Source organism: Paenibacillus sp. J31P316, from assembly GCF_056269105.1.
In genome coordinates this window covers 215009-228227 of sequence record NZ_JBWDNI010000004.1, presented here as the reverse complement: position 1 = coordinate 228227, position 13219 = coordinate 215009, and the positions used below count along the sequence as shown (strand labels likewise).

Sequence of the window (13219 nt, the reverse complement as noted above, 5' to 3'; positions counted from 1 at the left end):
ATAAAAGTCAGCGCATGCAAAAGGCGCCGTTCCGAGGAACGGCGCCCGCAGCGCTCGCATGCGCGGGTGCGCAAGCAATTGTTCATATGCTGTGCTGTATGCACATCTTGCGCACAAACCAGCACATGCTTGGCAATTATCTGCTCCGCAGCTTCGAGAGCAGGCGGAGAATTTCAATGTACAGCCAGACGAGCGTGACGATCAGGCCGAATGCGCCGTACCACTCCATGTACTTCGGAGCGCCGCGCTCCGCGCCTTGCTCGATGAAGTCGAAATCAAGCACGAGGTTCAGCGCGGCGACGACCACGATAACGAGCGAAATCCCGATGCCGATCAGGCTGCTGTCATGCAGATAAGGAACCGTTACGTCGAACATGCCCAGCACCATGCTGACGAGATAAAGCAGCGCGATGCCGGCCGTGGCCGCGAAGACGCCAAGCTTGAAATTCTCTGTCGCCCGGATGATGCGCGTCTTGTACGCGACCAGCAGCGCGAAGAATACGCACATCGTCACAAGCGCCGCTTGCAGCGTAATCCCGCCGTACGACGACTCGTAAGTTGCGCTGAGCGCACCGAGGAACGCGCCTTCCAGCGCGGCATAGACCGGTACCAGGAACGGCGCCGTGCGCGGTTTGAAGCTGATGATCAGCGCGCAGATGAGTCCGCCGATTGCCCCGCCGATCACGTAAGGCATCACGTCGTGGCCCTTGAAATACATGTTCCATGTCGCGAACGCAGCGCCGAGCAGCACGGCGAGCGTAATGAACGTTTTATTCACCGTGCCGTCGATCGTCATCCGGTCTGCGCCGGAATGCGAGCCCGTGCGGTCGAACGTTTTCTCGTTTAAGGTTGGATTACCGCTTCTGCCTAGCATGAACTTGACCACCTCATCGTCATTTTTTACCAAGTATATCATATTCCGGACGGTTTAGAACAAGCCCTTCTTGGTCGACTCCCGGCATCGTCGGGCATAGTCGGTGCTGGCCGCATTCGGGACAGGCAGCAATCGATCGCCAATCATCCTTCCATTCTTGAACGTTCTTCTCCGTTCCATAAGCAAGCCGTCACGAAGCCGATGAGCAGCTTCGCGATACTGACGAAAGACCGGCTGGTGCAAAGCGCGACGTACGGCAACGATCTGAAGGTGACGGTCAACTTCTCCGGCAGCGATTATTCGTCCGGCACCTACGGCACCGATGTCATTCCGGCGCAATCGGCGGTCATCGAGAACGGCAAGCAGCGTCAAATTTTCCACGCCGCGTCGTAAGACCATGCGTACCAGTCATACCGCAGTCATGCCTGCCATTGGATTACGGGAGGAACGATATGTTATTGAAGTAACGCGTATGAAAGTTTTCTAAAATAAAATTAGGGAACGTTCGCTAATGTAAGGGTTAGTACGCGAAAGTAGCGGAAGTAAGCGGAAGTGCGGAAAATAAGAGGCAGTCCGATAGTCATCTTACGATGACACGGGCTGCCTCTTTCTTGCGTAAACGAGCGCGGTTATTTGTGATTCGGACAAGGGAACATTCACGCAGGCCGGCCCTCCCATAGGAACGGCTCGCTTCGTCCGCTGTTCCTGATCGTGCAAACACGACACAAACATGACATGTTACATGTACGGTAACTCCGTACGAGGAGTACGCCCGCTTGGCTGACGAAATAGATGCAAATCTGCATCTATTTTTTCGTTTTTGACCATTCATTCACGCCATAAGTGCAAATCTGCACTTATTTCGAATGAAAGAGCAGCCAATCGGTACAAAATCAACAAAATAGATGCATAATCGCAGTTATTTTATTCCAGTCGTCGATTTTGCGAGAAATAGTTGCATAATTGCAGTTATTTTTCCCGGGCGTAGTAGGTTACTGGGAGGTTTGTGCACGGCTGAGTGCCGGATCACCAATCATCCCTTCTCGATCCGCTCGTACTCCTCCATGAACGCAAGCTGCATACCCGCGAAAATATAGTCGTACAAGAACAAAAGCAAGAAGAAGAAGAAAGAGATCCATACCGCATTGATCAGCAGCCCGAACAGCACGTTCAGAATGATCGTTTTGACGATCAGGCTCGTCGTCACTCCCGTCCGGTTGCGGAATGCTCGCAGCGCGCGCGGGAACGCTTGGCGTATCGAGCAGTTCTCTGCGACAAGCGTAAATTCCAAGTAGACGAACCATACCCGAAGAATAAGGAAAACAAGCAGGCTGACGACGGCGCCGAAGCCTTGCAGGACATAGATCGCCAAGCCGCCCCCGATCAGCATCAAGGCCAGCACGAGCAAGTTCAGCAGCAGGAAACGACCGAAGAAACGCATGCCGTACTTACGGAAGACACTCATCGTTACCGGACGTTCATGGGCCGCTTCGCGAAGCAGTCCGATATAGCCGCCTTGAAAGAACGCCTGCACGAGCAGGAACACGATCAGCACGAGCAGCACGATCGCCGCGCTGCCGGCAGCTATGCCGCCCTCTGCATTTAACTGCACGGAGCCCGCCATAAACCGCTGCTCGGTCACGGCGCTGACCGAAGGCAGGCCCATTTGGAGCGCAAGCTTGAACGCGATATGCGGACTGCCGTGAAAGCCGTTCATCAGGATGCCCGTTAACGCAGACAGGCCGTCTATGGCGACGGGCAGCCCGACGAGCAGCGGCAGTCCCGGTAATTTGCGAATGGCGCTGAGCAGCATCTCCTCGCCTCCTTTTGCTTGTACTACGCAGCCCGTCTGGAAAATGTTGCATCTATTAGGAGGCTTCAAGATGCCGCTGGAGAACGCTCAAACGTCAATTCATCGAGATTGCTCCACAATCGGAGCTCAAGCGGCACCGGTCGCTCAACCGACGCTTTATCGCCTGCCGCGCCATCAACGGCGCCGCTTGTAGTAGTTCACGCCGGCATGCTTCGCCGCCGTTTCGACCATGCGGGCCGCGGCAGACTGGGCGGTGACGGCGATGCGGCGTTCATCGATATTCACCAGCCGGCCTTCCTTCACCACGATTTTCCCGCCGACGATGGTCATGTCTACGTTTTGGCCGATGCCTGCCACGACCGGCAGCGTCGAATCGTCGAAGAGCGCGCCTGCGTAGTCCAGCCTGCGGGAATCGATCATGAACAGATCCGCCGCTTTGCCGACTTCCAGCGAGCCGATCGCATCCTCCCAGCCGAGCACCCGAGAGGAACCGACCGTGCCGAGCCATATGCTCTCCTCGGCCGTAGGTCCTTGATTGCCGGAAATCAGCCTGTGCAGGAGATATCCCTGCCGCACCTCGCCAAGCAGATTCGACGCGTCGTTGGATGCCGAGCCGTCGACGCCGAGCCCGACATGCACGCCCGCCTTCAGCATCTCCATGAGCGGCAATACGCCGGAGGAAAGCTTCATGTTGCTGCTCGGGCAATGGGCGACGCCGCAGCCGCACTGCCCCATCCGGCGAATCTCGTCCGCGTTGAAATGAATGCCGTGCGCATACCAGACATCCCGCCCCGTCCAACCGGTTTTCTCCATGTAGGCGAGCGGACGGAGGCCTTTGGCCGCGAGGCAAAATTCCTCTTCGTCCTTCGTTTCCGCGAGATGCGTGTGCAGCCGTACGCCGTAGCTTCGGGCCAGTATCGCGGACTCGCGAAGCAGGTCCTCGGATACCGAGAACGGAGAGCAGGGCGCCACGCCGACGCGCAGCATGGAAAACTTCGATGCGTCATGATACGTCTCGATAACCCGCTGCGTATCCTTCAGAATGACGTCCATCGTCTGCGTCACTTCATCCGGCGGAAGACCGCCCTGCGAGCGTCCCAGATTCATGGATCCCCGCGTCGGGAAGAAACGGATGCCGAGTTCGGACGCAGCGCGGATCTCCTCGTCGATCAGCTCGCCGCTGACGGCATTCGGAAAGCAGTAGAAGTGATCCGATGCCGTCGTGCAGCCCGTCTTGAGCAGCTCCCCCAGGCCGACCATGGCGCTCAAGTAAACATCCTCGGGCCGCATATGGCGCCAAATGTCGTACAACGCGATCAGCCAATCGAACAGCTCGACGTCCTGCGCCCATGGAATATTGCGCGTGAACGTCTGATAGAGATGATGATGCGTATTGATCAACCCGGGATACACGATCATGCCTGCGGCATCGATGACGGTATCCGCAGTTTCATACGGAATGTCATGGCCGATGGCCTTGATCTCCTGCCCGTCCGCGAACAGGCTCCCTCCCCGGTAAACGTTGCGCTCCCCGTCCATCGTAACGATGCTGCGCGCGTTCTTGATAAGCAGCGTAGCCATGCTTTCCATCCCCTTCCCTCTTCTTCCGCTTCAACCGACGCGAAAATAAAAAATCCCAACGACAAACGCCATGCCGCGAAGGACATGACGTTCGTAGTTAGGATGTTTACGGATCCCAGTAGAGCCCCCGAACCGATTATCGGGGTTATACGAATTATCCCAAGTATAGAAAGGCCCGGCAAGCGTTGTCAATCGTTCCCGCGCAAGTTTGGCAGGAGTAACGAATCGTTGACTCCGGCATTGTTACCCGTAACGAAATCCCTCGGACTTTTGCCATCTTGCGGTCTCATTCCGGATCCCTGCCGCATGCATTCGGGCTGTGCTATAGTTATCGGCAAATGAACGCAGAAGGGATGCGAATATCGCCATGCATACGATCATCAACCCCAAAATCCTTTACTTCGGCACCTCCGTCGTGCTGATCAGTACGGTCAATGAAGACGGCACCCCCAATCTCGCGCCGATGTCCTCGGCCTGGTGGCTCAATCAATCCTGCATGCTCGGACTCAGCAGCAAATCGCAGACCGTTCGCAATCTGATCCGCGAACGCGAATGCGTGCTGAATCTCCCCTCCGTCGATCTGGTCCCCGCGATCGATCGCCTGACCTTGCTAACGGGACGCAATCCGGTTCCGGAATCCAAAGCGGCAAGAGGCTACCGCCATGAAGCCGATAAATTCGGCATCGCCGGCTTGACCCCGCTTCCGTCGCTGGCCGTTCGGGCGCCGCGCGTTCAAGAATGCCCTGTCCATCTAGAGGCTTCTTTCGTGAAGCTGCATGCATTCGAGGAACCGAGCTCCCTCGTCGCCATCGAAGTGCGGATCGAAAACGTGCATATCGAGGATCGTCTGCGGATGGAGGCGCATCCCGAATATGTCGACCCGTCGAAATGGAATCCGATGATCATGAACTTCTGCGAATACTTCGGCCTCGGCGAGCAGCAATCCGCTTCCAGGCTGGCGCCGGTATTCGGACCGAATGCCGTAAAATAGTCAGGCTGCTCGTATGGCTTATATCGCTTGTATGGCTTGTATGGCTCGGTCGGTCGCTCGCCCGCCTCGTTGACTCATCCCCGCGCCTCGTCCCAAGATCAGGGGTACCCTCGCCGAAAAGCATAGGATACAATGGAGGATAGTATACATTCCGAGGTGAGGATATTGTCACGGCATACCTGGAAGGCTGCCGCCGAAGAAGCAGCCGCTGGCGGGCGCGATGTGATCGGCTTGACCTTCTGCCTGTTATCCGACGCCTCCGCGGAGGCGGAATTGCTGCCGTTGCTGCCGGACCAAGAATTGGCCGCAGCGGTGAAAAACGCGGTTTATCCGCTCGATGAACGCTGGACGGCATCGATGAAGAAAGCACCAAGCCACGTGCAGAGGGACTGTGCCTTCAGCGTATCTGCCAGCAGTGACGACGCGGTTCGGCTCGTTTCTTCCGGCACGGCGGACCTGTTCGGGGTTACGCCTGCCACGAAAGCAGCTCTTCGGCTGGCTGCGCTTGTGCGGGACACCAGCGACTTGGGTCCATTACAAATCCATCTGCGGGAGCTTCATGCCCCGGCGATTCTGGCATACGGCAAGCTATTGGCGGCGCTGCTCGAGCTTCGTTCGTCCATCGTCTTCGAGCTGGCAACGGCTGCGGGCGAGCGGCGCGTAACGGAGCTCAGCTTCCTTCAATTGCAATCCGCATATTCCTATATCAATGAAACCGAGGTTACTTCGGTTCTCCTGCGCGTCCGAGGCAGCTTGACTGCGCTGAATCTCTCGGCAAAATCATTCCACGTCGACGGCGATGACGGATCGCGTTATGACGGGAAAATAACGAAAGAGGTGCGCCAGGAGCTTGTGAAGTCGGCTGTCTCCCCTTCGCTTCCCCTCATTGCGGAGGCATTGATCGAGCGAAGGACAACCTATCAGGCGAGCATCGACGAGGAATCGACCGTCGACCTGCTGATCGAGCTGGATCCCGATCCCGGCTTGAGCTTGGACGAGACTCTGCCGGTGTTCCAACGACTCTATGCCCGCATGAACGCCGTACTGGAACGCGACGACGGAGACGAGCATTCGCCTCCGATTACGGCCGCGGACTATTGGGAGCTCACGGAGCTCTCCGAACGGCTTCAGGGCAGCAACCCGCTCAAAGGTGCCCGGCGTGCGCTTCACCCGGCGGATACGGCCGAGATGCATGCGCTGCTCGCGGAGAACAAACCGATCGGCAGGCTGGTGCTGTCCGATGAAGGCGGAATGAATGAAGACGATGAAGATGCAGAGCATTACGCACCGAGCCCGGCAGCGCGTGCCGCTAAGCTCAAAGCCATCGCCGAGCGCCAGAAGCTGGCGGCAGCCGCTTACGCCGACATCGTCAAGCTTACGAGCCGGCTGCTCCGCATGATCGACGCCCTGCAGGACATAGAGGCCGCTTCCGGCCAGCCAAACTTTCCAAGGAGTTGAGCGCATGATTCAATCCATCGTTCACATCGCATTGGTCGTCGACGATTACGACGAAGCGATCGCCTTTTATACGAAGAAGCTGCATTTCACGCTGGTCGAGGACACCTATCAGCCCGCGCAGGACAAACGATGGGTCGTCGTCTCTCCGCCGGGCTCCGTCGGCACGACCATCCTGCTCGCCAAAGCATCCAAGCCCGAGCAAGAGCCGTTCGTCGGCAACCAGGCCGGAGGCAGGGTATTCCTGTTTCTGAACACGGACGACTTCTGGCGGGATTACAACGATATGGTGGAGCGCGGCATCGAATTCGTGCGAGAGCCCGCGGAGCAGGCATACGGCACGGTCGCGGTATTCAAGGATCTGTACGGAAACCTGTGGGATCTCCTGCAGTTGAACGAGGATCATCCGATCGCGAAGCGGATGAAGTAAGGTCGGAGACTGGCATAGTAGTCAATCCGAAAAGAAGCCAACCGCTGACCGAAAGAGAGGAACGCCATGTCCGTTAAAACAAACGCCTGCCGCATACTCGACAAGTTCCAAGTTGCTTATACGCTGCATGAATACGAGTGGGACGAGGAGCACTTGGACGTCGACACCGTAGCGGCCAAAGTCGGCTTGCAGCCCGGCCAATTATTCAAAACGCTCGTCCTGCGGGGCGACAAATCCGGCGTCCTCGCCGCCTGCATCCCCGGCGACCGGGAACTGAACCTGAAGAGCCTGGCTGCGGTCAGCGGCAACAAGAAGGTCGAGATGGTGCCGGTCAAAGACATTCAAGGCCTTACCGGCTATATCCGCGGAGGCGTCTCGCCGCTCGGCATGAAGAAGAGGTATCCGTTCTACTTTCATGCGTCCATCCAAGCGATGCCGCTCGTCAGCATCAGCGCCGGCCGCAGAGGCTTGCAGATCTTCCTGCAGGGAGACGACTTGATCGCCGCTTCCGAAGGGCAGCTTGCGGATATTGCGCAGTAGCGGTGCGTCGGCTATCGCCGCGAAGACGGCACGCAGGGATAGCTGCATTAGGTAAGTGAATAGAGCTCGCTGTTCGGGGTTCCGCAGGTCTCCGGGTCAGCCTGCCCGTTGATCCGAATACACGACAAAGAAGCTGCCGGCGCAAGCCGACAGCTTCTTTGTTGTCTTTCAATTGTCATACAATCGTACATGGTTGCCGATTACGCCAGCTCGAGCAGCGCCATCCGCACCGCGCCGCCCGAGGCGTCGTCCGGCGCCGCGACGCACTGCATCGCAGGGAATTCCCGCTTCAGCAGCGTCTCGAAAGCCTTTCGCACATACGTATTCTTGAGCAGCACGCTGCCTGCCAGCACAAGCCGGCCACCCTGCATGGCCAGCTTCTCGGCGACCGGAACGACGAGCTCCAGCAAGGAGGCCGCGCTGCGTTTCACGATGGCTTGCGCCACGCCGTCACCGGCATCGCAGGCCGTCGTGAGCAATGGTGCCAATGCCGCGATGTCCTTCTTGTTGGTATTCTTGTCATGCGCGAAGCCGATCAACTCCCGGACCGTCGACATGCCGAGACGCGCATAGACGAGCTCCGTGATGACGGTGGGTTGAATCCGTCCGTCAGCCGCTTTTACGACCGCCGACAACAGGTCGCGGCCGATGCTGTAGCCGCTTCCCTCGTCGTCGATCAGATAGCCGCAGCCGCCGGTACGGTGCGTGCGATCGTCCGCGGAACGGCCGAAGCAGATCGAGCCCGTCCCCGCGATCAGAATCATCCCGACCGGACTATCGAGCGCGCCGCACAAGGCGGTCTCGTGATCGCCCGTAATGAGCAGCCCGCCCTCGTAGCCGCACTCCCGGACATTGGCCGTAAGCCGCTCCTGCACGACGGGATTGCTGACGCCGGCCGCGCCGATGCAGATCTGCGCGCAATGCTCCAAGCCTCCGCACGCCTTGCCGATCTCCGCCATGATCGTTCGGAAGCTGAGCCGAATGCTCTCTTCGTCCTGCCCGTTATAATTGATGGCGCCGGATACGAAGGTATGGATCGGCCGCCCTCGTTCATCGGCAACGGTAACCGCGGTCTTCGTCCCGCCGCCGTCCAAGCCGGCTACGTATCTCATCTGTCCCCGCTCCTTCTCATGCGCTCTGGATGCTCAGCTTGCCGGTCGGAATAACCTCGCCGCCCAGCACGCGGATCAACGATGCCATCGCAAGCGGCGTATATTCGAAAGCGGCCAGGCCGCAGACGCCGCCGCTAAGCTCCTCCAAGTCATACGGCTTGCCGAGCGCAACGGCCGTCACCTTGTGCCCGCCGGCCGCAAGCTTGTTCGCCAGCTTCAACTGCCCGGCATTCTCGCGTCCGTTGAACAGGCCGATCACGACATGCGCATAGCCTTCCGCCTGCTTGGATGTCCGTTCGATCTCCTGCTCATCCGGATCGATGCCGATCATGACGCTTGGCGCGTCGAACGCTTCCGCCATCGCCGCCGGGAACGACAACCCCGACTTGGCCTGGCTGGAAGCCTGGTCCGTCCGATACGGATAGCTTCCGATGAAGATCGTATCGCCGCCGCTTCGGCGTACGGTTTCGAGCTCGCCGCGCACGAGACAGATGCTCTCCTCGCTGATGGCCGCCGCAGCGCGGAGGTGCACATCGGAGCCGACGACGTCCAGGTCGGATGCGCCGGTATCGCCATACTTCTGCTTATAATAAACGACCTGCTCGAGCGCCTCGTCAATGACGGACATCGGCAGCTCGCCGTTATTCACGGCCTGCTCGATCAGCTCCACCGCTTCAATGACCAGCGCAGGCGTATGGCTGACGAAGACCAGATGGACGCCGGCTTTCAACGCGCCCAGCGCGCCGCGGGCCGTGCCGTAATACTTCTTGATCGCGTCCATCTCCAAGCAGTCGGACACGACAAGGCCGTCATAGCCGAGCCGCTTCTTCAGCAGGTCGGTAACGATCGTCCGCGACATCGTGGCCGGAACCCCTGTCGTCTCGATCTGCGGGAAGAGGATATGCGAGCTCATGATTCCTTCGGCCCCGTCCGCGATTGCCGCCTGGAACGGCTTCAATTCCAGCTCCATCAGCTGCTCGAGCGATTTGTCGATGACGGGCAGCCCCAGATGCGAATCGACGGCCGTATCGCCGTGACCCGGAAAATGCTTGACGGAAGTCAGCACGCCGCCATCCATCAGGCCGCGCATCATCTGCAGACCATATGTTTCGACCGTATCGGACGTGTCCCCGTAGGAACGGACGTTGATGACCGGATTGTGTTTGTTGTTATTGATATCCAGCACCGGCGCAAGGTTGAAATTAATGCCCAGCGCACGCAGCTCGCGCGCGGTGATTCGGCCAGCGGCATAGGCATTCTCCGGCCGGCCCGTCGAGGCAATCGCCATCGCGCCGGGCATGTTGGTCGCGTCGGCCGGAAGCCGCGTCACCCGTCCGCCCTCTTGGTCGATCGAGATCAGCGCCGGCAGCCCGGTATGCTGCGTGATCGTATGCTGAAGCTCGCTGCACAGCTCGCGCAGCTGCGATGTATTCGTAATGTTATGCGAGAACAGAATGATGTTCCCGATCTTGTATTCCTCGATCAGACGTTTCAAGTCTTCGGTCATGCCCGCGGCCGGAAACCCGGTCACGATCAGCTGGCCGATCTTCTTCCGTAACGTGAACCCTTTCATGCTCGCCCTCTCCTTACCTTAATACAGATGATACCGCTGCTTCCTGTCCGCGAACGCCCGGCTTTCCTCGCGGAATCGCGCCAGCATCGCCGGGACGTCCACGGCATCGGCGCGATACAGGTTGTCCCCGCCGAGCAGATCGATGAACGGCCGTGAGCCTTCCTTGAACGGCGGCAGCCAAGCAAACGCCTCGTAATTCTCCTTGATCGCGTACAATAACGTGACGCCCGTATCGACGGGCTGTACCGCGTGCATATCCGTAATGTGAAGTTGGACGCCTCCGCAAAGCTCGCCTTGATGCTTCGAAGCCGTAGGCTTGTAATACACGGGACGGAATATCACGCCGGGCAGCTTCTTCGCGTTCATCTCATCCGCAAGACGCTGAGGTTCGATGTACGGCGCGCCGATGATTTCGAACGGGAACGTCGTTCCCCTGCCTTCGGACAAGTTCGTCCCCTCGAACAAGCAGGTACCTCCGTACAGCAAAGCTGTCTCGTACCGTGGAATCCCCATCGAAGGCTGCACCCAGAGGCGATTCAAATCCGGGAAGCGCATGGTGCGATCCCAGCCTTCACAAGGCACGACGTGCAGCTTGCAGTTCCAGCCCATCTCGTCGTTCGCCATCTTCGCCAACTCGCCGACGGTCAGTCCGTAACGGACGGCCAATGGATAATTGCCGACGAACGAGGTGTAGCCCGGCTTCAGCACGTTGCCTTCCACCGTGACGCCGTCCAGCGGATTGAACCGGTCGAGCACGATGAATTCCTTACCCGCTTTGGCGCAATCCTCGAGCGCATAAAGCATCGTATAAATAAACGTATAATAGCGAATGCCGACATCTTGAATGTCGTACACGACCGCATCGACTTCGTCCAGCATTTCTGCCGTAAGCCGCTTGGAATCTTTGCGATACAAGCTGTACACCGGCACGCCCGTCTGCGGATCGGTATAGGTCTCCACCAGACCGCCCGCATCTTGATCCCCGCGAACGCCGTGCTCCGGAGAGAACAGCGCCGACAAATGGAACCGTTCATGCAGGATGTTAATCGTCGGCGTGAACTCACGGTCCAAGCCGGTAGGAGACGTAATCAACCCAAGCCGCTTCCCTTGAAACAAGCGGGCGTGCTGCCCGATCCGATCGACGCCGTTCAGGATCATAGCAGCGAATCCTGGCGCAGGCGCATCGTCTCTTCCGGCACCATGAACGTCTCGGCGTATTGCTTCCGCGCTTCGATGCCGCGCACGCGGGCCAGGTGCTTATAGTACTCGAGGTACGGAAACGACTTGCTGCCCGTCACGAACCAATGCGTGGAGACCGCCTTGACCCACAGCTCGTAGGCCTCGTGGTTGAAATCGACGTAGACGTACGGCTTGTAGTCGACCGCGTCCTCCCAATTCTCCGCGTAATAGAGCTTCGAGGCGAAGTGGGCCGGCAGCTCCCGCTCGAAGGAAGCGAGTCCCGCGAAGAAGCGCGCGTCGTTCACGATCCGGTGCGTCGTCATGTGGTCCTTGTGCATGCTGTTCTTGAAATGCGTGATGATCACGTTCGGCCTCACTTGGCGGATCACGTCGCATACCCGGTAACGCATCTCGTCGCTGTCTTCCAATTCGCCGTCCGGAATCTCGAATACGATCGCTTCGCCGCCGAGCATCGCAGCGAACTGTTCCGCTTCCCGCACCTTCTGCTCCCGGTAGTCCGCCATGTCGCGGCCCGCCGGAACGCCCCGTTCCCCTGCCGTCAGCGCCAAGGTGACGATCCGATCCCCTTTCAGGGCATGGCTCGCCAGCACGCCGCCTGCCGTCAATTCCGCATCTCCTACATGTCCGCCAATCGCCAAAATCGTCAATCGCTGCTCGCTCATTCGTTAAAACTCCCTCCGCATGATCGCAAAATGTTTGACTGTCCGGAAGCCGGCTTTCTCGTAGATCCGAATAGCCGGGTTCTTGATCCCCGTGTACAACGACATATAGTCCGTGCCGATCGCCTTGAACGCTTCGCACAGCCGGAAGAACAGCAGGCTGCCGAGGCCGTGTCCCTCGTGGTCCGGATGCACCCCGATGCCGGCAAAATAGCCCCGGCCATTGTCCTGGCGAATGACCGGTCCGGCGAATCCAACCGCCTCATCGCCCTTCGCGGCGATGACGACCGGAATGCCGTCCGCCGTGCACTGCGCGATTTCGCGCTGCCAGAGCGGGTTGTCGAAGCCGGCCAGCATCGCTTCGATGCCGCCATGCCGCCGCGGATCGAAGAGCTCTACCGCGTAGCCTTCCGCATTCGCCTTCGCTTCCTTGGCCCGCATCTCGTCCGGCCAATCGAAGTCGGATAGATTTAAGTACATCGCGCATTCCTGCGTCCGCTCGGCATAGCCGTGCGCCAGCAGATACGCATGGAACGGGCTGCCTACAGGCACGCCCGGCGCATTGTTATGCTCGTGCTTCGGCGTGCCCGGAACGTACCACGGCAGCATCATGGGATTGAAGAACAGCACGTCCGCCTGTTTCTTGCCGAGCTCCCGGAACCGCGCCTCGAGCGCGCCAAGCATCATGCCGTAAGCGTCATCATTCCGATAAGCGTCCGCCAGCACGACGCAGGTGATATAGCCGGCAACTTCGCCTAATGGCAGGTCGTCTCCCGTGCAGCCGCATGCGAATCCCTGCACCACCGCGCCGGGCTCGTCCAACAGCACGAATGCATTGGCCGGATCATAGTACGAATTCGACAGAAAAATCCGGTCGAAGCTTGCCGCGTCCAACTCCTTATAATCCTCCGCGACCGCCGCGGCGTTCCATAACGTGAGAACGGAATCTAAATACCGATGCTCGAAAGAGGCGATCCTCATTCGGGCGTCA

Annotated in this window: 13 protein-coding genes and 1 riboswitch; of the genes, 5 read left to right on the top strand and 8 right to left on the bottom strand. The window is 58.8% G+C overall.

Annotated features, from left to right (window positions below):
• Nucleotides 1-136 precede the first annotated feature (136 nt).
• Nucleotides 137-874: a Bax inhibitor-1/YccA family protein gene (locus AC0YNU_RS16445; protein ID WP_475758390.1), complete on the bottom strand. Its 738-nt coding sequence runs from the start codon at nucleotides 872-874 to the stop codon at nucleotides 137-139.
• A gap of 201 nt (nucleotides 875-1075) precedes the next feature.
• Between AC0YNU_RS16445 and AC0YNU_RS16440 the strand changes: the two genes are divergently transcribed.
• Nucleotides 1076-1267 carry a hypothetical protein gene (locus AC0YNU_RS16440; RefSeq protein WP_475758388.1) on the top strand — a complete coding sequence of 64 codons (192 nt, stop codon included), beginning with the start codon at nucleotides 1076-1078 and terminating at the stop codon, nucleotides 1265-1267.
• Nucleotides 1268-1907: 640 nt separating this feature from the next.
• On the opposite strand, the gene AC0YNU_RS16435 is transcribed toward AC0YNU_RS16440, so the two are convergent.
• Nucleotides 1908-2687 carry a hypothetical protein gene (locus AC0YNU_RS16435; RefSeq protein WP_475758386.1) on the bottom strand — a complete coding sequence of 260 codons (780 nt, stop codon included), beginning with the start codon at nucleotides 2685-2687 and terminating at the stop codon, nucleotides 1908-1910.
• Nucleotides 2688-2861: 174 nt separating this feature from the next.
• Nucleotides 2862-4268 (bottom strand): 8-oxoguanine deaminase, encoded by a 1407-nt coding sequence (locus AC0YNU_RS16430; RefSeq protein WP_475758384.1) that lies wholly within the window; start codon nucleotides 4266-4268, stop codon nucleotides 2862-2864.
• Between the two features lie 74 nt (nucleotides 4269-4342).
• Nucleotides 4343-4441, bottom strand: a riboswitch (purine riboswitch).
• A gap of 194 nt (nucleotides 4442-4635) precedes the next feature.
• Between AC0YNU_RS16430 and AC0YNU_RS16425 the strand changes: the two genes are divergently transcribed.
• The 4 genes from AC0YNU_RS16425 (at nucleotide 4636) to ybaK (ending at nucleotide 7684) form a co-directional block, all read left to right on the top strand.
• Nucleotides 4636-5259, top strand: a complete 624-nt coding sequence (locus AC0YNU_RS16425) for a flavin reductase family protein (RefSeq protein ID WP_475758382.1) — start codon at nucleotides 4636-4638, stop codon at nucleotides 5257-5259.
• 165 nt (nucleotides 5260-5424) lie between these two features.
• Complete coding sequence (locus AC0YNU_RS16420; RefSeq protein WP_475758380.1) at nucleotides 5425-6717, top strand: hypothetical protein; 1293 nt, start codon at nucleotides 5425-5427, stop codon at nucleotides 6715-6717.
• Between the two features lie 4 nt (nucleotides 6718-6721).
• Nucleotides 6722-7144 (top strand): VOC family protein, encoded by a 423-nt coding sequence (locus AC0YNU_RS16415; protein WP_475758378.1) that lies wholly within the window; start codon nucleotides 6722-6724, stop codon nucleotides 7142-7144.
• 66 nt (nucleotides 7145-7210) lie between these two features.
• Complete coding sequence (gene ybaK, locus AC0YNU_RS16410; protein WP_475758376.1) at nucleotides 7211-7684, top strand: Cys-tRNA(Pro) deacylase; 474 nt, start codon at nucleotides 7211-7213, stop codon at nucleotides 7682-7684.
• 200 nt (nucleotides 7685-7884) lie between these two features.
• Here ybaK and AC0YNU_RS16405 read toward each other — a convergent pair whose 3' ends face one another.
• Genes AC0YNU_RS16405 through AC0YNU_RS16385 form a run of 5 tightly spaced genes read right to left on the bottom strand, consistent with a single transcriptional unit; the run spans nucleotide 7885 to nucleotide 13209 of the window.
• Complete coding sequence (locus tag AC0YNU_RS16405; protein ID WP_475758373.1) at nucleotides 7885-8796, bottom strand: N-acetylglucosamine kinase; 912 nt, start codon at nucleotides 8794-8796, stop codon at nucleotides 7885-7887.
• Between the two features lie 16 nt (nucleotides 8797-8812).
• A complete protein-coding gene (locus tag AC0YNU_RS16400) occupies nucleotides 8813-10369 on the bottom strand; it encodes a glycoside hydrolase family 3 protein (RefSeq protein ID WP_475758371.1) in 1557 nt (518 codons plus the stop codon).
• An 18-nt stretch (nucleotides 10370-10387) separates the two neighbouring features.
• The gene (locus AC0YNU_RS16395; protein ID WP_475758369.1) at nucleotides 10388-11527 is read right to left on the bottom strand and encodes an exo-beta-N-acetylmuramidase NamZ family protein; all 1140 of its coding nucleotides are present in this window, start codon (nucleotides 11525-11527) and stop codon (nucleotides 10388-10390) included.
• Complete coding sequence (locus AC0YNU_RS16390) at nucleotides 11524-12231, bottom strand: PIG-L deacetylase family protein (protein ID WP_475758367.1); 708 nt, start codon at nucleotides 12229-12231, stop codon at nucleotides 11524-11526. The genes AC0YNU_RS16395 and AC0YNU_RS16390 overlap by 4 nt, the downstream gene beginning before the upstream one ends.
• A 3-nt stretch (nucleotides 12232-12234) precedes the next feature.
• Nucleotides 12235-13209: an N-acetyltransferase family protein gene (locus AC0YNU_RS16385; RefSeq protein ID WP_475758364.1), complete on the bottom strand. Its 975-nt coding sequence runs from the start codon at nucleotides 13207-13209 to the stop codon at nucleotides 12235-12237.
• Nucleotides 13210-13219: the final 10 nt, after the last annotated feature.

Coding starts and splice junctions, on each gene's coding strand:
- AC0YNU_RS16425 (WP_475758382.1), top strand. CDS start 4,636: ATGCATACGATCATCAACCCCAAAATCCTTTACTTCGGCACCTCCGTC.
- AC0YNU_RS16440 (WP_475758388.1), top strand. CDS start 1,076: ATGAGCAGCTTCGCGATACTGACGAAAGACCGGCTGGTGCAAAGCGCG.
- AC0YNU_RS16390 (WP_475758367.1), bottom strand. CDS start 12,231: ATGAGCGAGCAGCGATTGACGATTTTGGCGATTGGCGGACATGTAGGA.
- AC0YNU_RS16435 (WP_475758386.1), bottom strand. CDS start 2,687: ATGCTGCTCAGCGCCATTCGCAAATTACCGGGACTGCCGCTGCTCGTC.
- AC0YNU_RS16415 (WP_475758378.1), top strand. CDS start 6,722: ATGATTCAATCCATCGTTCACATCGCATTGGTCGTCGACGATTACGAC.
- AC0YNU_RS16400 (WP_475758371.1), bottom strand. CDS start 10,369: ATGAAAGGGTTCACGTTACGGAAGAAGATCGGCCAGCTGATCGTGACC.
- AC0YNU_RS16430 (WP_475758384.1), bottom strand. CDS start 4,268: ATGGCTACGCTGCTTATCAAGAACGCGCGCAGCATCGTTACGATGGAC.
- AC0YNU_RS16445 (WP_475758390.1), bottom strand. CDS start 874: ATGCTAGGCAGAAGCGGTAATCCAACCTTAAACGAGAAAACGTTCGAC.
- ybaK (WP_475758376.1), top strand. CDS start 7,211: ATGTCCGTTAAAACAAACGCCTGCCGCATACTCGACAAGTTCCAAGTT.
- AC0YNU_RS16385 (WP_475758364.1), bottom strand. CDS start 13,209: ATGAGGATCGCCTCTTTCGAGCATCGGTATTTAGATTCCGTTCTCACG.
- AC0YNU_RS16395 (WP_475758369.1), bottom strand. CDS start 11,527: ATGATCCTGAACGGCGTCGATCGGATCGGGCAGCACGCCCGCTTGTTT.
- AC0YNU_RS16405 (WP_475758373.1), bottom strand. CDS start 8,796: ATGAGATACGTAGCCGGCTTGGACGGCGGCGGGACGAAGACCGCGGTT.